The 18,860-nt window shown below is 59.6% G+C and carries 16 protein-coding genes and 1 tRNA gene; 13 read left to right on the forward strand and 4 right to left on the reverse strand.

What is annotated here, in order from left to right; genetic code table 11:
- Window positions 1-42: 42 nt before the first annotated feature.
- Both J4E42_RS15280 and J4E42_RS15285 read left to right on the forward strand, forming a co-directional pair.
- Entirely contained in the window at window positions 43-678 is a 636-nt protein-coding gene (locus tag J4E42_RS15280) for a hypothetical protein (RefSeq protein ID WP_008034678.1), read from the forward strand.
- Window positions 679-984: 306 nt separating this feature from the next.
- Window positions 985-2,490 carry a YdgA family protein gene (locus J4E42_RS15285; protein WP_207285559.1) on the forward strand — a complete coding sequence of 502 codons (1,506 nt, stop codon included), beginning with the start codon at window positions 985-987 and terminating at the stop codon, window positions 2,488-2,490.
- A gap of 3 nt (window positions 2,491-2,493) precedes the next feature.
- Here the strand turns inward: J4E42_RS15285 and J4E42_RS15290 are convergent, their stop codons facing one another.
- Entirely contained in the window at window positions 2,494-4,020 is a 1,527-nt protein-coding gene (locus J4E42_RS15290; RefSeq protein ID WP_207285560.1) for an apoptosis inducing factor family protein, read from the reverse strand.
- A gap of 139 nt (window positions 4,021-4,159) precedes the next feature.
- On the opposite strand from J4E42_RS15290, the gene J4E42_RS15295 reads away from it, so the two are divergent.
- The 5 genes from J4E42_RS15295 to J4E42_RS15315 all read left to right on the forward strand — a co-directional run bounded on the left by J4E42_RS15295 (window position 4,160) and on the right by J4E42_RS15315 (window position 7,941).
- Window positions 4,160-4,720: a YbhB/YbcL family Raf kinase inhibitor-like protein gene (locus J4E42_RS15295; RefSeq protein WP_008034659.1), complete on the forward strand. Its 561-nt coding sequence runs from the start codon at window positions 4,160-4,162 to the stop codon at window positions 4,718-4,720.
- A gap of 87 nt (window positions 4,721-4,807) precedes the next feature.
- Window positions 4,808-6,493 (forward strand): VWA domain-containing protein, encoded by a 1,686-nt coding sequence (locus J4E42_RS15300; protein ID WP_207285561.1) that lies wholly within the window; start codon window positions 4,808-4,810, stop codon window positions 6,491-6,493.
- Between the two features lies 1 nt (window position 6,494).
- Window positions 6,495-7,061: an RNA polymerase sigma factor gene (locus J4E42_RS15305; protein WP_207285562.1), complete on the forward strand. Its 567-nt coding sequence runs from the start codon at window positions 6,495-6,497 to the stop codon at window positions 7,059-7,061.
- The gene (locus tag J4E42_RS15310; protein WP_207285563.1) at window positions 7,058-7,654 is read left to right on the forward strand and encodes a hypothetical protein; all 597 of its coding nucleotides are present in this window, start codon (window positions 7,058-7,060) and stop codon (window positions 7,652-7,654) included. Before J4E42_RS15305 ends, J4E42_RS15310 begins: the two co-directional genes overlap by 4 nt.
- 20 nt (window positions 7,655-7,674) lie before the next feature.
- Entirely contained in the window at window positions 7,675-7,941 is a 267-nt protein-coding gene (locus J4E42_RS15315) for a hypothetical protein (RefSeq protein ID WP_008034655.1), read from the forward strand.
- A gap of 80 nt (window positions 7,942-8,021) precedes the next feature.
- On the opposite strand, the gene J4E42_RS15320 is transcribed toward J4E42_RS15315, so the two are convergent.
- Window positions 8,022-8,098 (reverse strand) — tRNA-Arg (locus J4E42_RS15320).
- A gap of 348 nt (window positions 8,099-8,446) precedes the next feature.
- On the opposite strand from J4E42_RS15320, the gene gabD reads away from it, so the two are divergent.
- The 3 genes from gabD (at window position 8,447) to J4E42_RS15335 (ending at window position 12,706) form a co-directional block, all read left to right on the forward strand.
- Window positions 8,447-9,889 (forward strand): NADP-dependent succinate-semialdehyde dehydrogenase, encoded by a 1,443-nt coding sequence (gene gabD / locus J4E42_RS15325; protein WP_008034642.1) that lies wholly within the window; start codon window positions 8,447-8,449, stop codon window positions 9,887-9,889.
- Window positions 9,890-10,086: 197 nt separating this feature from the next.
- Entirely contained in the window at window positions 10,087-11,364 is a 1,278-nt protein-coding gene (gabT, locus tag J4E42_RS15330; RefSeq protein WP_008039680.1) for a 4-aminobutyrate--2-oxoglutarate transaminase, read from the forward strand.
- A gap of 127 nt (window positions 11,365-11,491) precedes the next feature.
- The gene (locus tag J4E42_RS15335) at window positions 11,492-12,706 is read left to right on the forward strand and encodes an HDOD domain-containing protein (RefSeq protein WP_207285564.1); all 1,215 of its coding nucleotides are present in this window, start codon (window positions 11,492-11,494) and stop codon (window positions 12,704-12,706) included.
- Window positions 12,707-12,828: 122 nt separating this feature from the next.
- Here J4E42_RS15335 and J4E42_RS15340 read toward each other — a convergent pair whose 3' ends face one another.
- Window positions 12,829-13,818, reverse strand: coding sequence for a sensor domain-containing diguanylate cyclase (locus J4E42_RS15340; RefSeq protein WP_192226679.1), 990 nt, complete (start codon window positions 13,816-13,818; stop codon window positions 12,829-12,831).
- Window positions 13,819-13,961: 143 nt separating this feature from the next.
- Window positions 13,962-15,149, reverse strand: coding sequence for a delta-9 fatty acid desaturase DesA (desA, locus tag J4E42_RS15345; RefSeq protein ID WP_008034081.1), 1,188 nt, complete (start codon window positions 15,147-15,149; stop codon window positions 13,962-13,964).
- A 147-nt stretch (window positions 15,150-15,296) separates the two neighbouring features.
- On the opposite strand from desA, the gene dibA reads away from it, so the two are divergent.
- From dibA to J4E42_RS15360, 3 genes are all read left to right on the forward strand, one after another.
- Window positions 15,297-17,216, forward strand: a complete 1,920-nt coding sequence (gene dibA / locus J4E42_RS15350; protein WP_192226681.1) for a phosphodiesterase DibA — start codon at window positions 15,297-15,299, stop codon at window positions 17,214-17,216.
- Window positions 17,217-17,534: 318 nt separating this feature from the next.
- Complete coding sequence (oscA, locus tag J4E42_RS15355; RefSeq protein ID WP_008034086.1) at window positions 17,535-17,717, forward strand: sulfur starvation response protein OscA; 183 nt, start codon at window positions 17,535-17,537, stop codon at window positions 17,715-17,717.
- A 69-nt stretch (window positions 17,718-17,786) separates the two neighbouring features.
- A complete protein-coding gene (locus J4E42_RS15360) occupies window positions 17,787-18,800 on the forward strand; it encodes a sulfate ABC transporter substrate-binding protein (protein ID WP_207285565.1) in 1,014 nt (337 codons plus the stop codon).
- Window positions 18,801-18,860: the final 60 nt, after the last annotated feature.

Below are 18,860 nucleotides of genomic sequence, written 5' to 3' on the forward strand. Positions count from 1 at the left end.
ACTCATCAATCAAGGCTCGCGTTGGTCATGGGGATTCCAACAATGAAAAACCCTTATGCTCCCGGCTTCTGGTGCGCTATTGCGGCGTTGGTATTGCTGTCGGCCACCTATTTCTACGGCATCATGCTGGCCCACCAGATCGACAAGGCGCTGGTGTTTCTCGATAGCGCGGCGGCGCTGATCGCGGTGATGGCGATCGTGGTGGTGGCCTGGGCTTCGTTCCAGGGTCAGCGCATCAAAAAAAGACAACTCGAACAAGGCAAGACCCTGGTGCTGATCTGGGACACCAAGGTCGCTTTGCGCCGGGTCGAAACGGTGTTCGATCGTTACTTCTGGGGCAGTTACTGGCAACCGGGGCGCACGTTCCAGGAAGTCATGGGCGAACTCACCGGCACACCGCTGGAAAAAAGCCTCGAAACCTTGAAGAAGCAATGCCTGGCCCTCGACAAACAAGTGTCCGAGGACGACTGGCACTGGTTGAATAACGCCCGTGAACTCTCCGATGTCGCCGCCGCCATGGCACGCGAACGCTATCAGCTGGATTTCTGCGACCCGCGCGCGGACGTGACGGGCGGGGCGGTGATCAATCGGGATTTTGAAGTGCTGGTTTATACGTGGACGGCGCGGCTGAAAAGCTTTGATCATCAGCTGGATGAGATGGAAGTGCAGTATTCCTGAATTGATGCTGGCTGGACTGACGCCATCGCCGGCAAGCCGGCTCCTACAGGTTTCGCGTCGTGCGCGATATTCGTGAACGACACAAACCCTGTAGGAGCCAGCTTGCTGGCGATGGCGATTTCATTTCCGCCGAAACCCTCAAACCCTCCGCGCGGTCCATAGACACTCTTTAACCTTTAAACATTGGGCCGCCCGGTGCGCCTGATGCTAATCTCCTTCGCACTTTTCGCGCAGTCGTGACCGCAACCCGAAATGGGTTCAGGGAAGACGACCACACTCAAACAACGGACATTGAACGGGTCATTCATGAATAAATCAGCAGGCGTGCTTCTTGGAATCGTCGTGGCCATCGGTGCAATCAGCGCCGGCGGTGCCTGGTTCACCGGCACCAAACTCGAAGGGGTGCTGAACACCTCGATCGCCGACGCCAACAAAGAGCTGCAAGCCGCGCTGGTCGGTTCCAACGGCACCGCGTCGCTGGAACTGGTATCGCTTGAACGCCACGTATTCAGCAGCACCGCGCACTACCGCCTCAAGGGCGAGGGCGAGATGTTCGGCGAAGCACCGGTCGAACTGCTTTTCGCCGACCGCATCGAACACGGTCCGCTGCCGCTCTCGCGCCTGATGTCGCTGAAATTGCTGCCGGTCATGGCCACCAGTCACTACGAACTGGAAAAGACCCCGGTCACCGAGAAGTGGTTCGCCGCTGCCAAGGACAAATCGCCGCTCACCGGCGTGGTCAACATCGGCTATGACAACGCCACCAACGGCACCCTCGAACTGCTGCCGCTGGATGTCGCGCTGGACGACAAGTCCCACCTGAAATTTTCCGGCCTGAACCTCGAGGTCGCCGCCAACGCCCAGGCGCAGAAAGTCAAAGCCAGCGGCTACATGGACAACTTCACACTGACCACCGTGGCTGAAGACCAGACACCGGTGAAAGTCGAATTGAACGGCCTGACCCTGGCCAGCAATCTCGTCAAAAGTACCTACGGCTTTTACACCGGCGAGAACACCGTCGAGCTGACCGACAGCAAGACCACGTTTGGCGCGCAGCAGTCGGTGCTGGGCATCAAGAAATTTGAAATGAAGAACCAGACCGAAGAGTCGGGCACCAGCGCTTCCGGGCGTGCCGATTACAAGATCGGTGAAGTGTCCCTGAACGGCAAGACGGTCGGCTCCGCACAGATGGCCATGAGCCTGAAGAACCTCGACATTCCATCCACGATGTCGTTGATGCAGATCTACCAGACCAAACTGCAACCGTACGAGAAGGCCGCCGCCGAAGCGGTTGCAGCTGGCGAACCTGCCCCCGAACTGGTCTTGACCCCGGAAGAAGAGGCTCAGGTGAAAACCGGTCTGGAGAAACTGCTGGCAGCCGGCCCGCAAGTGGCTCTGGAAAACCTGTCGTTCACCACCGCCAACGGTGAAAGTCGCGCCAACCTGGTGCTCGACCTGACCAAGCCACAATCTTTGGACCTGACGCCGGATCAACTGATCAAACAGTTGATTGCCCTGCTGGACGTCAATATCCAGGTGTCCAAACCGATGCTGGTTGATTTGCTCAGCGTCCAGAGCCAGATCGACGGCCAGGCCGACGTCAAGGTCGTTGCCGATCAAGCCACGGCCACCGCCGACATGTTCGGCGCCATGGCGGTCGGTACGCAGTTCGCCACGCTGGACGGCACTAACATCGTCAGCAAACTGCACTACGCCAACAACCAGGTGGAGTTCAACGGCCAGAAAATGACCCTCGAAGAGTTTATCGGCTTTGTGATGAGCAAACTCGGTGGTGCAGGCGTTGTTCAGTAACACCTAGACGTCCCGAATCAGCCGCCATGCCTCGTCAACCGGCAGCGGCTGCTTCATCTGCTCGGCCAGCATTGCCATCGCCCGCTCTTCATCGCAGGCGATGGCGGCGGTTACCACACCATTCTTGCCGAACAGGCCGATAAAGGGTGGATGGTACGGATCACCCTTGAACTCGACTTCGTCCCAGGCTTCGGCGTGACCGAGGTAGTCGTAGTTCTTGCCGAAGTGCCAGGTCCAGAAATACGGCACATCCAGGTAATGCTCATCACCGCCCAGCATGTTCATCGCTGCGATCCGCGCCTGTTGTTGCGCCAGGCGCCAATGTTCGATTCGTTGCGGTTGGCCATTGAGCGGGAAGGTGGCGATATCGCCAGCCGCCCAAAGCCCTTCGGTCACGCGCATCCCGCCGTCGACCTTCAGTGACTGATCCTTTTCCGTTGGCAAATCCTTGAACGGCCCGGTGGCCGGGCTGACGCCAATGCCGACCAATACCAAATCCGCCGGAAAGCGCTGACCGTTATCCAGGCGCACCGCTTCGACCTTGTTCGTGCCTTCGATCTGCGCGGCTTCGCCCTCCGTATGAAACACCACGCCGTGGGCCACGTGGTGGGCAAGAATCGCCTTGCCGACCGTTTCGCCGAACTGTTTGGCGAAGGGCACCGCGTGGCGGGCCAGGACGGTGACGTCCAGGCCGTATTCGCGTAGCGCCGCAGCGGATTCCATCGCGATAAAACTGTCGCCGATGATCACTGCCCGCTGGCCGGGTTTGGCGGTGCTCAGAATCCGTTGGGCCTGGTCTTTCGAGCGCAGCAAGAACACCTGAGGCAGGTCGGCGCCGGGAATGTCGAGAGCGTTCGGTGTGCCGCCCGTGGCGATCAGCGCGGCGTCATAGATCAATGTCTGGCCGTCCTTGAGCTGCACCGTCCGGTTTTGTGCATCCAGCCTCGCCACTTCACCGTTTATGCGATCGATGCGTTGCTCGCGATAGAAGTTTTCATCGCGCAGGGGCGGGACTTCTTCCGGCGGCATTTCCCCGGCGATCACGAATTTGCTCAACACCGTACGGTCGTAACCGGCGCCAGGCTCGCGGTCGATCAGCAGCACACGGCCGCCGAAACCCTTTTCGCGCAGCGCCGCCGCACCCGCCGTGCCAGCGGCGCCGGCACCGATGATCACAAACGTACGTTCGTCATCGGCCGGCGGGGTGTGAGCATCGTCCAGCGGCTGATCGTCGACCCAGACTTCGTCGTCGCGCACCTCCAGGGGATAGCGCTTGAGGCTGTCCAGCGACGGCGGTTCACACAGCGCGCCGTCCTCGATCCGGTAAGCGGCCTTGTGCCACGGGCAAATCAGACGCCCATGACACAGCGCACCTTCGGCCAGAGGCGCCCCGGCATGCGGGCATTCGCCCTGATAGGCGCGCAATTGGGCGCCGACCCGCAGCAAGACGATCTTGGTGTCGCCAATCCGGACTTCCAGGCCTCGGTTTTCGGACACATCGGCAAAACGGGCGACGCGGTGCAGTGCCATGATCGTTCTCCAGGCAAGCGTTTCACTTATGAGTTTGGCGCTTATCCCGAGGTTCAGCCAATTCCCACTGCCACCGCGCGAACGGTCCGGCTATAGTTTGCACGCCGACCACGGCCCCACCCGCACAAGGTGCTCCGGTATGACCCGATTGACCTCTCTGAACCCTTGGCTGGCGGCCGTTGCCGTCGCCCTTTGCGTGCAGTTTCCGGCGCAGGCCGCAGAACGCTTCACCGTCAGCATTCCCGGTGTCACCGACAACCGCCTGTTCACTTCGGCGGCGGCCAGCGATGCGGCCGGTTGTGGCGGCAAGAACCAGTCCCCGGCCCTGAGCTGGACCGCAGGCCCTGCGGGCACCCAGAGTTACGCCATCGTCATGCACGACCCGGACGGTCAGAAAGGCTTGGGTTCAGACCACTGGATTCATTACGGCATCAAATCCGCGACCCGCCAGATTCCGGCCGGTGTTGGCGCCAAGTCTGCGTTTGAAGGCGTGGGCGGCAGCAACAGCAAAGGCACCATCGGCTACATCGGTCCTTGCCCGCCGGTCGGCGACAGTTCCCACCACTACATCATCCAGCTCTACGCCCTGGACCTTGCTCCAGACGCGTTGCCGGCCGGTCTGACCCGTGCGCAGTTGCTGGAAAAAATCAAAGGTCATGTGCTGAAAAACAGCAGCGTGGTGCGGCGTTATCACCGCTGAAGTTTTTTTCAGCGGGTTTAACCCGAACCGGTGAGGCTGCCCGTCTCAGAGGATGAATGGATCAATTTCCTCCTGAGGTCAGCCCCCATGTCCCTCCCTCTGCATTTCCTCCGCCCGGCCGCCCAGGGTTTCACCGTCGGGTTGCTGCTGGCCGTTGCCGGTTGCGGTGTTTCGTCCAAGCCTGAATCCCCTTCAGTTGCGTCTCCTGCACAACATGAGCTGGTGCGCAGTGAGGCGATCATGGCCGATGCGACCCTGGCCAAACGCAGCATGAGTCCGGCACCGATGGCGAGTTTCGCGCCAGAATCTGCGCCGCCGGGTTATCAGGATGAGCAGCGCGAGCAGTATCAGGCGCTGGCGGATAACCCGATTCACAGCGTCGCCGAGGCGCCGGTCTCGACCTTCAGCGCCGACGTCGACACCGGCGCTTATGCCAATGTCCGCCGCCTGCTCAATCAAGGTCGACTGCCACCCGAAGGTGCGGTGCGCCTGGAGGAGATGGTCAATTACTTCCCCTACGACTACGCGTTGCCCACCGATGGCTCGCCGTTTGGCGTGACCACTGAACTGGCGCCGTCGCCGTGGAACCCGCACACCCGCTTGCTGCGTATTGGCATCAAGGCATCGGACCGTGCGGTGGCTGAACTGGCCTCGGCGAATCTGGTGTTTCTGGTGGACGTGTCCGGCTCGATGGACCGTCGCGAGGGGCTGCCGCTGGTCAAAAGCACGCTGAAATTGCTGGTCGATCAATTGCGGGCGCAGGACCGGGTGTCGCTGGTGGTCTACGCCAGCGATTCGCGCGTGGTGCTGGAGCCTACTTCCGGACGGGAAAAAGCGAAAATTCGCACAGCCATCGATCAATTGACGGCGGGCGGCTCCACCGCCGGGGCGTCGGGCATCGAGCTGGCCTATCAAATGGCGCAGCAAGCGTTTATCCCCAAAGGCATCAACCGCATCCTGCTGGCCACCGACGGTGACTTCAACGTCGGCATCAGCGACTTCGACAGCCTCAAGCAAATGGCTGTGGATAAGCGCAAGACTGGCGTTTCCCTGACCACCCTGGGTTTTGGTGTGGATAACTACAATGAACACCTGATGGAACAACTGGCCGATGCCGGCGATGGCAACTATGCGTACATCGACAACCTGCGCGAGGCGCGCAAAGTGCTGGTGGATCAGCTCGGTTCGACCCTCGCGGTGGTGGCGAAGAACGTGAAACTGCAAGTGGAGTTCAACCCGGCGCAGGTCAGCGAGTATCGGTTGCTGGGCTATGAGAATCGCGCGTTGAAGCGTGAGGATTTCAGCAACGATAAAGTCGATGCCGGTGAAATCGGTGCAGGGCATACGGTCACGGCGTTGTACGAAATTGTTCCGAAGGGTGAGAAGGGCTGGTTGGAGCCATTGCGCTATGGCAACGCTGAGTCAGCCACCTCTGCAAATTCTGGAGAATTGGCGATGCTGCGTGTGCGTTATCAGCTGCCGGAAGGTGGGAACAGTCGCTTGATCGAACGGCCGATTGCCGCTGGTTCGGAAGGCAAGGCCAGTGATGACCTCAGATTTGCGGCGGCCGTGGCAGCGTTTTCCCAACAGCTCAAGGATGGGCGTTATACCGGCGATTTCAGCTTGAAGGACACGCAGACGTTGGCTCGCGGTGCGCGGGGTGATGATCCATTCGGTCTGCGTTCTGAGTTCGTGCAATTGGTGGAACTGGCGCAAAGCCTGCGAACCACCACTGCATCCAACAGCGAACCGGTTAAAGGAGGCTACAACTGACATGTCTGCTCTTGAACCGAGCGACGAATCACTGCTGGCCCGTTACCGAAAAGGCGACGGGCCGGCGTTCGAGATTCTGTACGCCCGTCACCGGCAAGGTCTTTATCGTTTCCTGCTAGGCCTCAGCGGCAAATCCGAACTCGCCGAGGAGGTCTACCAGGAAACCTGGCTGAGCCTGATCCGCAGCACCAGTCAGCCACAAGGCCGGGCGAATTTTCGTACCTGGCTTTACCAGATCGCCCGCAATCGCCTGATCGATCACTGGCGCAAACACGGAATCCACAACCCCTTGCACGACAGCTATGACGAACAAACCCACGCCCTGGTCGATGACGCCGCCGATCCCGAACAACTGCTGAGCCTGAGCCGCGACAACCAGCGCCTTGAATCCGCCCTGCAAACCTTGCCCACCGACCAGCGCGAAGTGTTCCTGCTGCGTGCCCATGGCGATCTCGACCTGCCGCAGATCGCCACCCTCACCGAAACACCGCTGGAAACCGTCAAGAGCCGCTTGCGCTACGCCCAGCAAAAACTGCGTCGGCTGCTGGCCGAGGAGGTACTGACATGACTGACGCCCGTAAAACACCAGACGATGAAATGCTTCAGCATTTCCGCGAGCATTCGACCGGCGAGCCGCCGAGCCATCTTGATGCGTTCATCCTGGCCGCCGCACAGCGTGAAGTCCCCGCACCGAAACCGAATCTGTGGCAGCGCTGGGTTCAGGCTTGCCATAAGCCTCGTTGGCAAGTGGCGTTTGCCAGCCTTGTCGGTGTCGCGCTGATGCTGGCGCTGGTGCAACGCACGCCGGAGCAAGTACCGAGTTACGACTTCGCCCCCAAAGCATCTGCCCCGGTGGCCAAAAAAGAGGCAGCGCAAGCACCGTCGTCAGTTGCGCGCTCGCTGGCTGCCCCCGCCGCGCCGATGGCCGATTTTGCCGCCCCCGCGCAGAGCGAATCGATCAGTGTCGAAATGGCTGATGAAGCAAAAGTCAGCAAACGCGCCGCCGCGCCGGTGAAAACCCTGGATGAGCAATTGCGTGAAGTGGTTCGCCTGCAAAACGCCGGTCAGGCACGTGAGGCGGATGAATTGTTGGCGACATTGCACAAACGCTTTCCCAAGGAAAATCTCGCGGCCCGGCTTAAGGAATTGAAGAAAAACTGAGGACGGCGGTGCTCTGCGATTTGGCATCCACCCCCGAAAGCGCGCACTATCGGCCTATAGCCGATGCGTTGGAGGATGCCGTGGCAAAAAAAATCGACCGCATCGCCCAAATGCTCAACTGCCCGGTCAAGGGTGAGGAACTGCGGCGAGCAGTGACCGAGAGTCGTAAGGAATTTCTTCTGGCCAAGCAGGCAGAAGAAGCTCTGGAGGAGGACGTCCTTGATGAAGAAGAGTTTGAGGACGACGAAGACGATGATTACGACGAGTTTGACTGGACGACTGAATGAAAAAACCGCTTGGGCGGTTTTTCATGGCCCACAAAAAAGCCCCAGACCCTAAGGCCTGAGGCTTTCTCGTTTCTACTATATGGTGCACCAGGCGGGATTCGAACCCACGACCCCTGCCTTCGGAGGGCAGTACTCTATCCAGCTGAGCTACTGGTGCAAGCGGGCGCCATGATACTCATATGCACTGCGGGCGTCCATGCTGCTGAATCGACTGCGCTTTTTCAAAGCGTAACCTGCGTTTGCTACGTTGATCAGAAAAATTGAGCAAATGCGGCGTTTTCGTTCTTTTTTTCGAACAGCCTATTGTCCTTTACCCCCTTTGATCCTAGGATTCGTTTGAGATTTCAAACGCTCTTGTCTGGGTGCTGAACCGCACGAGTACATTCCGTGCGCTATTTATGTGCTTCAGCCCGGTGAATGATTTCCCTGACGGCAGCCTTTGAGGCGCCTTTCTACAATCATAATTTGCTCCGCGCGTGCCGCGGTGCTGTTAAGGAAAGCCGACATGCAGCTTAAAGACACCCAGTTGTTCCGCCAGCAAGCCTTCATCGATGGCGCTTGGGTTGATGCGGACAATGGTCAGACGATCAAGGTCAACAACCCGGCAACGGGCGAAATTCTGGGCACCGTGCCGAAAATGGGCGCTGCCGAAACCCGCCGTGCGATCGAAGCTGCTGACAAAGCGCTGCCGGCCTGGCGTGCACTGACCGCCAAGGACCGCGCCAACAAGCTGCGTCGCTGGTTCGAGCTGATCATCGAGAACCAGGACGACCTGGCTCGCCTGATGACCCTGGAGCAGGGCAAGCCATTGGCCGAAGCCAAGGGCGAAATCGTTTACGCCGCTTCCTTTATCGAGTGGTTCGCCGAAGAAGCCAAGCGCGTCTACGGTGATGTGATTCCGGGCCACCAGCCAGACAAGCGCCTGATCGTGATCAAGCAGCCTATCGGCGTGACCGCTGCAATCACCCCGTGGAACTTCCCGGCTGCGATGATCACCCGTAAAGCCGGCCCGGCCCTGGCCGCCGGTTGCACCATGGTGCTCAAGCCTGCTTCGCAAACTCCGTTTTCCGCTTTCGCTCTGGCTGAACTGGCTCAGCGTGCCGGCATTCCTGCGGGCGTGTTCAGCGTTGTTTCCGGCAGCGCCGGCGACATCGGCAGCGAGCTGACCAGCAACCCGATCGTTCGCAAACTGTCCTTCACTGGCTCGACCGAAATCGGTCGTCAGTTGATGGCTGAATGCGCCAAGGACATCAAGAAAGTGTCCCTGGAGCTGGGCGGCAACGCGCCGTTCATCGTGTTCGACGACGCGGACCTGGATAAGGCCGTCGAAGGCGCGATCATCTCCAAATACCGCAACAACGGCCAGACCTGCGTCTGCGCCAACCGCCTGTACATTCAGGATTCGGTCTACGATGCGTTCGCTGAAAAACTGAAAGTGGCTGTGGCCAAACTCAAGATCGGCAACGGTCTGGAAGTGGGCACCACCACTGGCCCGCTGATCGACGAAAAAGCCGTGGCCAAGGTGCAAGAGCACATCGCTGACGCCATTTCCAAAGGCGCAACTGTTCTGGCTGGCGGCAAGTCGATGGAAGGCAACTTCTTCGAGCCGACCATCCTGACCAACGTGCCGAACAACGCAGCCGTGGCCAAGGAAGAAACCTTCGGTCCATTGGCGCCGCTGTTCCGTTTCAAAGACGAAGCCGACGTGATCGCGATGTCCAACGACACCGAATTCGGCCTGGCCTCGTACTTCTATGCTCGCGACCTGGGTCGTGTGTTCCGTGTGGCGGAAGCCCTGGAATACGGCATGGTTGGCGTCAACACCGGGTTGATCTCCAACGAAGTCGCGCCGTTCGGCGGCATCAAGGCGTCGGGCCTGGGCCGTGAAGGCTCCAAGTACGGCATCGAAGATTACCTGGAAATCAAATACCTCTGCCTGGGCATCTAAGCTCGAGGGCATAAGCCCGGCAAGGCATTGCTTCAAACGCAAAGGGCACGAGAGCGCTGACCCTTTGCGTGCTTCAACCGGAATTTTCTCTGTGGCCGGGAACGCTGTGGCAGTCGATCATCGCATGCTGCCTCAGTTGCCTCCCCGCTGCATTTTCCTTGAACCACGCCGCCCGATGAGCGGTGAATGAGGACTTTATGAGCAAGACTAACGCTTCCCTGATGAAACGCCGCGAAGCCGCTGTACCACGCGGTGTTGGCCAGATTCACCCGATCTTCGCCGAGTCCGCGAAGAACGCCACCGTGACCGACGTTGAAGGTCGCGAGTTCATCGACTTCGCCGGCGGTATCGCCGTGCTGAACACCGGCCACGTGCACCCGAAAATCATCGCCGCCGTGACCGAGCAGCTGAACAAGCTGACCCACACCTGCTTCCAGGTACTGGCCTACGAGCCGTACGTAGAAGTGTGCGAAAAAATCAACGCCAAGGTGCCAGGTGATTTCGCCAAGAAAACCCTGCTGGTGACCACCGGTTCCGAAGCCGTTGAAAACTCCATCAAGATCGCCCGTGCCGCCACTGGCCGTGCCGGCGTGATCGCCTTCACCGGCGCTTACCACGGTCGCACCATGATGACCCTGGGCCTGACCGGTAAAGTCGTGCCTTACTCGGCCGGCATGGGCCTGATGCCAGGCGGCATCTTCCGCGCGCTGTACCCGAACGAACTGCACGGTGTGAGCATCGACGATTCGATCGCCAGCATCGAACGCATCTTCAAGAACGACGCCGAGCCGCGTGACATCGCTGCCATCATCATCGAGCCGGTTCAGGGTGAAGGCGGTTTCTACGTCGCGCCTAAAGAGTTCATGAAGCGCCTGCGCGCTCTGTGCGACCAGCACGGCATCCTGCTGATCGCTGACGAAGTGCAGACTGGCGCTGGCCGTACCGGCACCTTCTTCGCCATGGAACAGATGGGCGTTGCCGCCGACCTGACCACCTTCGCCAAATCCATCGCTGGCGGTTTCCCGCTGGCCGGTGTGTGCGGCAAGGCCGAATACATGGACGCCATCGCTCCAGGCGGCCTGGGCGGCACCTACGCCGGTAGCCCGATCGCTTGCGCCGCGGCCCTGGCCGTGATGGAAGTGTTCGAAGAAGAGCACCTGCTGGACCGCTGCAAGGCAGTCGGCGAGCGTCTGGTCACTGGCCTCAAGGCCATCCAGGCCAAGTACCCGGTGATCGGCGAAGTCCGTGCCCTGGGCGCGATGATCGCAGTCGAGCTGTTCGTCGATGGCGACAGCCACAAGCCGAACGCTCCAGCGGTCGCTGCTGTCGTGGCCAAGGCTCGTGAAAAAGGCCTGATCCTGCTGTCCTGCGGCACCTACGGCAACGTTCTGCGCGTCCTGGTACCGCTGACCTCGCCGGACGAGCAACTGGACAAAGGCCTGGCGATCATCGAAGAGTGCTTCGCCGAGCTCTGATCACCGAGTGTGACCTGATCGACAAAAAACCCGCTTCGGCGGGTTTTTTCGTGACTGCAGAACCTGCCGCACTTTTTCAAATGGCCCGCATTGACTAAGGTGCAAGCAGTGCAAATGGAGTATGCAGATGACCGCTGTAGTTTTGCCCGCCGTACCGCGTGTGCTGATTGCCGAAGCTGACCCCTGGTCCCGCGACTTGCTCAAGCAGGTGCTGTTGAAAGTGCGCTGTGACGCGCGGCTGGATCTTTGTGCCGACGGTCAACAGGCGTTGGAGCTGCTGGCGGAAAATCCGTATGACCTGGTGATCGTCGACTGGGAATTGCCCGGTGTCGATGGTTTGAATGTCTTGCGCAATGTCCGCCAGCGCAAACGCAATCCGCCGTTGCCTTTTATTCTGATGAGCACCCGCAACGACAGCGCCAGCGTGCGCGAAGCCTTGCCCCTGGCGCCCTCGGCGTACCTGACCAAACCCCTGAACATGGAAAGCCTGACCCACCGTCTGCAGGATCTGCTGCTGAACGCCGGGGAACAGGTGTCGTGTGAGGTGCCGGCGTTGGCGCCGGGCATGAGCTTGTCGGCGTACCTGGAGTGTCGTCGTGAGTTTACCGACGGTGCGCCGCTGATGACCGACGTGGAACTGGCGGTCAAGCGCAGCCTTAATCCCAACGGTCTTGACCTGAAGTTGCTGGAAGATGAAATCCGCATTGATCCACAGATCACTGCCGTCCTGATCGCCGCCGCCAACAGTGCAGCCCAGCATCACGGCGCTGCGGTACAAACCCTGTCCCAAGCGCTGCATCGGCTGGGCACCGGGCAGAGCATGAATCTGATTTTGGGGTTGGCGCTCAAGCGCAGTGCGCGGCTCAGCGATCCGCTGCTGGCCGATTATGCTGAGCGTTACAGGAACCTCTCGCTGCACACCGCTGAATACGCCCGGACATTGGCGCGCTTGCTGGATCTGGATCAGGAGCGCTGCTACTGCGCAGGCATGCTGCATCGCTTGGGTGACCTTGCGTTGCTGCGGTGTTTGCAGGAATGGAAGCAGTCCGGTGGAGAGCTGGATGAATGGGAGGAGGTCGGTGATGCACTGGCCGAGTTCGGTGCAGCCTATGGTTCGGCGCTGCGTACGCGCTGGCGCCTGCCTCTGGAGCTGCGAGAACTGATTGCGGCGGTCTATCAGCTCGGTGGCGGGGTTTACTCGCGCGAAGCGCTGGTGATGAACATGGCGGCGCAGTTGGCGCGATTGAATGAGCATGAGGGCATTGAGGAACTGGCCAAGAGCCGGACGGCGCGGTTGCTCAAGATTGGCTTGCCGGAATTGATACGTTTGCGCAAAAAATAAACCTGTCTCCAAACCCTGTAGGAGCCGGCTTGCTGGCGATCCGGACAACGCGGTGTGGCTGATTAACTGCGGTGATGCCATCGCCAGCAAGCCGGCTCCTACAGGGATCTGTGTTGGGGTTGTCAGCCGGAGATGATCCGGTTCTTGCCCTGGCGCTTCGCTTCGTACATCGCCGCGTCCGCGCGGGCGAACAGGCTATCCAGGTTTAAATCTTCGGCCGTCAGGCTGGTCAATCCCTGGCTGACGGTGATGCCGAACGTCTGGTCGTCATGGCTGAAGCTCAACCGCTGAATCTCCCGTTGCAGGCGCTCGGCCACTTGCATGGCCATATCCGGTGCGCAACCGGGGAACACCGCCGCAAACTCCTCACCACCAATGCGTCCGAACACGTCACCGCGCCGTAAAGCCGCTTGCCCGCATTCGGCGATCCGTTGCAGCACGTTGTCGCCTTCCGGATGGCCGTAGGTGTCGTTGATCAATTTGAAGTCATCGATGTCCAGCAACAGAAACGCCAACGGCGTGCCTTTTTTTCTTGCCTGTTCGAATTCAAGGTGGGCGCAGTCGAAGAAGTGGCGGCGGTTGCTGCTCTGGGTCAGGACATCGGTGGTAGCCAGGCGATGCAACTCGCTTTCCATCTGCTTCTTGTCGGTGATGTCTTCGGCAATGCCGACGATGATCAGCGGTTGACCCGGTTCGGCTTGCCGGTTGATGAAGCACTTGTCGCTGAGCCAGCGCACCTGGCCGTCGGCGGTAATGATGCGGTACTCACGGTCTTCGACGGCGCCTTTGACCAGCACTTCGGCGAGGCTGCGCTCGGCGTACTCCAGATCGTCGGGGTAGATGCTGTCGCGCCACTGGTTGGCGTCGGCCAGCAACAGGCCGGCGGGGCGACCGAAAATCCGTTCGTAGGCGGGGCTCACGTAGAGCACCTGGCGGGTTTCCCAATTGAACGCCCAAAGCACCGCGTTAACGCTCACCAGCAGCGAGCTGAACAGCTGTTCGCGTTCGCTCAGGCGCGCGACTTCGCCTTGGGCATGCATCAGCGCCATCAGGGTTTGCGCGGCTTCCGGCCACTGGGGTAGGGATGAGTCTTGCAGGTTCTTATTGACCATCGACACAAATCTCAAGGACGTGCCGCGTGTTCGACAGCGGCCACAACAAAGCCCGCCGTAGTGGCGAAGTGTCTTTGAGATAGGGGATTTGGAGCTAAGTTCCGAAGGGTGCGCCCGCAAACGGGGCGCACCGATCAACGGTGTCAGGCGGTAGCGGCAGGGCGCAGGGAATAGGTCTTCAATTGGTCGGCGAAGTCGCGCAGGGATTGAATTCCGCTGGCTTCGGCTTCGTGTACCCAATCCTTGATGGCTGCCAGCATGTCGTGACCATTTGAGCTGGTCTTGACCCAGATCTGCTGCAAGGCCAGTCGTTTCTCGTAAATTACCTTCAGCGCCTGACTGTGCTCGAGCATGGTCTGGATGCGCAGGTGATGTTTGTCATCGAGCAGGCTGGTTTCCCGCGAGAGCAGGCGTTTGGCCCTGTGGAATTGGTGACGGACCGAGTGATCGACCTTTTCCAGCTCTTGTTTGACCAGCGGCGCGATCACCAATTTGCGGTACTGGGCCATGATCTGGAAGCGGTTGTTGAGGATGGCCATGGCGGTGTCCATGTCCAGGTTGCCTTTGCCTTCGACCCGGTGGGCAATCGGCGCAACTCGTTGAACCTTGGCCAGGCGCAGGAAACTGAAGACCTGGATCCAGGCCCAGCCGAGGTCGAATTCCCACTTCTTCACCGACAGTTTTGCCGAATTAGGATAGGTGTGATGGTTGTTATGCAGTTCTTCACCGCCGATCAGGATGCCCCAGGGCACCAGATTGGTCGCCGCATCGCGGCATTCGAAGTTGCGGTAGCCGACGGCGTGGCCCAGGCCATTGACCACACCGGCGGCCCAGACCGGGATCCACATCATCTGGATAGCCCAGATGGTGATGCCGATGGTGCCGAACAGCAGCAGGTCGATGACGGCCATGATCGCCACGCCCAACAGCGGGTAACGGCTGTAGAGGTTGCGTTCGATCCAGTCTTCGGGGCAATTCTTGCCGTAGATGCGCAGGGTCTCGGGGTTTTCCGCTTCGGCTCGGTACAGCTCGGCACCTTTGCGCAGAACGGTGGACAAGCCCTTGATGACCGGACTGTGCGGGTCATCGACGGTTTCGCATTTGGCGTGATGCTTGCGGTGGATGGCGGTCCACTCGCGGGTGTTCTGCGCCGTGGTCAGCCACAGCCAGAAGCGGAAGAAATGTTTCAGGCCGGCATTGAGCTCAAGCGAGCGATGGGCTGAATAGCGATGCAGATAGACCGTCACGCCGATAATCGTGACGTGGGTCATCAGCAGGGTGACTGCCACCAGTGACCAGGGCGACAAGCCGAGAAAACCTTCGTACCACATAGGCTATAGCGCCCTCGATAAAGAAAAAAACAGCCGTTGCATTATCACTAAGCCCACAGATAAAACCAGTCGCCCTTTCAGATAAGAGTGGCTTGATGTTTCATTAACCTATAATTCCAACCCTTTTGTAGGGACATGGACGGCCGAATGTCTGCCACCTATCGCGATGCCATGCGTGCATCGCTGCTTTACCTGCTGCTTTCCGTCGTCTGGCTGGAGCTCAGTGGTTATTTATTGAACAGTTTCTTCGATAGCTCCGATGAGTTACTGCGATGGCAACTGATCAACGGTTACGTTTGGGTGGTGCTCAGCGCCGGGCTGATCTTCCTCGCCCGGGCGCGATTGTTCCGTTGCCTGGGGATCGGCGCCAAATTGCGTGAGCGCAATGAAGACCGGGAGCGTTTGCGTCAGGCCGCCGCCGTGTTCGATTGCACCCGCGAAGGCGTGCTGGTCACCGACCGTAATGGGGTCATCGTCCATGTGAACCGCGCCTTCATGGAGATTACCGGCTACCAGTGCGAAGAAGTGTTGGGCCAGCAACCCAGCCTGTTCAAGTCCGGCCACCACCCGGCGAGTTTCTACCAGACGATGTTCGCCACGCTCAACCGTTGCGGCGAGTGGAGCGGCGAGATCTGGAACCGTCGCAAAAACGGCGGGATCTACCCGCAATGGCAGACGATCCGCCTGATTCATGACGACCACGGCAAGCTCAGCCACTACGTCGCGGTGTTTTCCGACATCAGCGCGATCAAGGATTCCGAGCACGAACTCAAGTACCTGGCGCATCACGATCCACTGACCGATCTGCCCAACCGCCTGCTGTTCACCGACCGTGCCGAGCAGGCATTGGCGTCGGCGCAAATCCAAAAGCGCGGCTGTGCGTTGCTGATGATCGATCTGGATCATTTCAAGATGATCAATGACAGCCTCGGGCACACGGTCGGTGACCAATTGCTCAAGGCCGTGGCCGAACGCTTGAAGGCCATGTTCGGCCCGGGCATCACGCTGGCGCGGCTGGGCGGCGATGAGTTCGCCGTACTGGCTGAAAGTTGCCCGCAGCTGGTGCATGCCGCGGCACTGGCCCAGCGGATCGTCGACGGTCTCAAGGAGCCGTTCCACATTGACGGTCATCGGCTGTTTATCAACGCCAGCATCGGCATCAGCCTGTTCCCCGGCGATGCCTTGAGCGCTGAACAGCTGCTGCGCAACGCCGACTCGGCCTTGTTCAAGGCCAAAAGCGCTGGTCGCGACGGTTACGCGCTCTACACCGAAGAATTGACTGCTCATGCGCAACAGCGGGTCGAGACGGCATCCGAATTGCGCCGCGCGCTGGAGCAGCAGGAATTGCGTGTGTATTACCAGCCGGTTCACGACCTCAAGACTCGTCGCCTGGTCGGTGTCGAGGCGCTGGTGCGCTGGGAGCATCCGCAGCGAGGGTTGGTGTCGCCGGCGGAGTTCATCCCCATCGCCGAGCGCACCGGATTGATCGCCGAGATCGATGCCTGGGTCATGCAGCAGGCTTGCCGGCAGATGTGCCACTGGCAGCAGGCCGGGGTGGCGTTGTCGTTTGTCGCGGTGAATGTTTCATCGCGCTTGTTCGCGCGCCGTGAGCTGTATCAGCAGGTGGCGCAGGTGCTGCGCGACACCGGGCTGGATCCCGCGTATCTGGAGCTGGAAGTCACCGAGAGTGCGGTGATGGATGACCCGGAAGTGGCCCTGGAGCAGATGCATCGTTTGCGCGAGCTCGGCGTACGGCTGGCCATCGATGATTTCGGTACCGGCTATTCGTCACTGTTGCGACTCAAGCGTTTGCCGGTGCAGAAACTCAAGATCGACCAGGGCTTCGTCGCCGGATTGCCCTGGGATGACGACGACGCGGCCATCGTGCGCGTGATCATCGCTTTGGCGCAAAGCATGGGCATGCAGGTGCATGCCGAAGGGATCGAGCAGGTCGAGCAGGCGGGTTTCCTGCTGGAGCAGGGTTGCGATCTTGGCCAGGGCTACTGGTTCGGCCGACCGGTGCCGGCGGGGCAACTGGACTGGATGCACGCCCCCGAGATCCACTGACCACACAAAAATTACCGCCACACGCAGACCTCTGTAGGAGCATGGCTTGCCAGCGAAGGCGGTCTCGATAGTTAGGTGAGTTTCAAGGGCCTCTTCGCTGGCAAGCCATGCTCCTACAAGGATCGTGTAGGGGCTGATTTTTGGATCCTTGATCCGTCGCGCAGACGTAAACCCTCGTCCCGGCAAATAATTTCTTTTGGTTATATAAACATTCTTAAATAGTCTTTTTAAGAATATCCGCACCTATCTACTATTGGCCTCACGCCGCAAGCAGTGCCGCCCACTGCCAGGCAACCTCTCAGTTGAAGGAGCAGCACCATGAGCGCATCCCTACGTAGCGTTGACGGTCAAGACGAAGCCACCATCTTGCGTGAGATCCAGAGCGCCCTGCGCGATCTGCGATTTGGCGCCGTGGAAATTACCGTACACAACGCTCAAGTGGTCCAGATCGAGCGTAAAGAGAAATTCCGTTTGCAGAACCCGAGCACCAAGTCGAGCTAAGCAACCGGCAACCGATTCCAGCACTTCATAAAAAAAGCCAACACACCAAGAATTCCAGGAGCTTTCACCATGTCGTCGATTCGTCATTTCGCTTTGGCCGCACTGGCCAGTGCCCTTTTTGCTGGTTCTGCGGTTGCCAAGGATTATGAGCTGCTCAACGTGTCGTACGACCCGACTCGTGAGCTGTATCAGGATTACAACGCCGAGTTCGTCAAGTATTGGCAGAAAGACCATGCTGGCGACACCGTGAAAATCCAGCAGTCCCACGGTGGCTCGGGCAAGCAGGGCCGTGCGGTGATCGACGGTCTGCGTGCCGACGTAGTGACCCTGGCCCTGGCCGGTGACATCGATGAAATCGCCAAGCTCGGCAAGACCCTGCCGGCGGACTGGCAGACGCGTCTGCCGGAAGCGAGCACGCCGTACACTTCGACCATCGTGTTCCTGGTGCGTAAAGGCAACCCTAAAGGCATCAAGGACTGGGGCGACCTGATCAAGAACGACGTGTCGGTCATCACTCCGAACCCTAAAACCTCCGGCGGCGCACGCTGGAACTTCCTCGCGGCCTGGGCCTACGGCCTGAAAGCCAACGGTGGCAACGAAGCCAAGGCCAAGGAATACGTACAAACCCTGTTCAAGCACGTACCTGTGCTGGACACCGGTGCTCGCGGTTCGACCATCACTTTCGTCAACAACGGTCAGGGCGACGTGTTGTTGGCCTGGGAAAACGAAGCCTTCCTGGCGCTGAAAGAAGACGGCGGCGCCGACAAGTTCGAGATCGTCGTGCCTTCGCTGTCGATCCTGGCCGAGCCTCCAGTGGCGGTCGTCGACAAAAACGCCGAGAAAAAGGGCAACGAGCAGATCGCCGAGGCGTACCTCAAGCACCTGTACAGCCCGGCCGGTCAGGAAATTGCCGCGAAAAACTTCTATCGTCCACGTGACAAGGAAGTCTCTGCCAAGTACGCCCAGCAGTTCCCGAAACTGGAACTGGTGACCATCGACAAAGACTTCGGCGGCTGGAAAACCGCGCAACCGAAATTCTTTAATGACGGTGGCGTGTTCGACCAGATTTACTCGGCGCAGTAACCTGACTCAAGCCACACAACGAGCCTGATGCTTAGGCGCGTACCAAGTGGGAGCGGGCTT

Source organism: Pseudomonas sp. FW300-N2A2 (genome assembly GCF_017351735.1).
GTDB lineage: Bacteria > Pseudomonadota > Gammaproteobacteria > Pseudomonadales > Pseudomonadaceae > Aquipseudomonas > Aquipseudomonas migulae.

What these genes read in the sequence shown, in the direction of transcription:
- J4E42_RS15295 (WP_008034659.1), top strand. Translation starts at nt 4,160, where the DNA reads ATGACCCGATTGACCTCTCTGAACCCTTGGCTGGCGGCCGTTGCCGTC.
- gabT (WP_008039680.1), top strand. Translation starts at nt 10,087, where the DNA reads ATGAGCAAGACTAACGCTTCCCTGATGAAACGCCGCGAAGCCGCTGTA.
- J4E42_RS15335 (WP_207285564.1), top strand. Translation starts at nt 11,492, where the DNA reads ATGACCGCTGTAGTTTTGCCCGCCGTACCGCGTGTGCTGATTGCCGAA.
- desA (WP_008034081.1), bottom strand. Translation starts at nt 15,149, where the DNA reads ATGTGGTACGAAGGTTTTCTCGGCTTGTCGCCCTGGTCACTGGTGGCA.
- dibA (WP_192226681.1), top strand. Translation starts at nt 15,297, where the DNA reads ATGTCTGCCACCTATCGCGATGCCATGCGTGCATCGCTGCTTTACCTG.
- J4E42_RS15340 (WP_192226679.1), bottom strand. Translation starts at nt 13,818, where the DNA reads ATGGTCAATAAGAACCTGCAAGACTCATCCCTACCCCAGTGGCCGGAA.
- J4E42_RS15280 (WP_008034678.1), top strand. Translation starts at nt 43, where the DNA reads ATGAAAAACCCTTATGCTCCCGGCTTCTGGTGCGCTATTGCGGCGTTG.
- gabD (WP_008034642.1), top strand. Translation starts at nt 8,447, where the DNA reads ATGCAGCTTAAAGACACCCAGTTGTTCCGCCAGCAAGCCTTCATCGAT.
- J4E42_RS15305 (WP_207285562.1), top strand. Translation starts at nt 6,495, where the DNA reads ATGTCTGCTCTTGAACCGAGCGACGAATCACTGCTGGCCCGTTACCGA.
- J4E42_RS15310 (WP_207285563.1), top strand. Translation starts at nt 7,058, where the DNA reads ATGACTGACGCCCGTAAAACACCAGACGATGAAATGCTTCAGCATTTC.
- J4E42_RS15290 (WP_207285560.1), bottom strand. Translation starts at nt 4,020, where the DNA reads ATGGCACTGCACCGCGTCGCCCGTTTTGCCGATGTGTCCGAAAACCGA.
- J4E42_RS15360 (WP_207285565.1), top strand. Translation starts at nt 17,787, where the DNA reads ATGTCGTCGATTCGTCATTTCGCTTTGGCCGCACTGGCCAGTGCCCTT.
- J4E42_RS15300 (WP_207285561.1), top strand. Translation starts at nt 4,808, where the DNA reads ATGTCCCTCCCTCTGCATTTCCTCCGCCCGGCCGCCCAGGGTTTCACC.
- oscA (WP_008034086.1), top strand. Translation starts at nt 17,535, where the DNA reads ATGAGCGCATCCCTACGTAGCGTTGACGGTCAAGACGAAGCCACCATC.
- J4E42_RS15285 (WP_207285559.1), top strand. Translation starts at nt 985, where the DNA reads ATGAATAAATCAGCAGGCGTGCTTCTTGGAATCGTCGTGGCCATCGGT.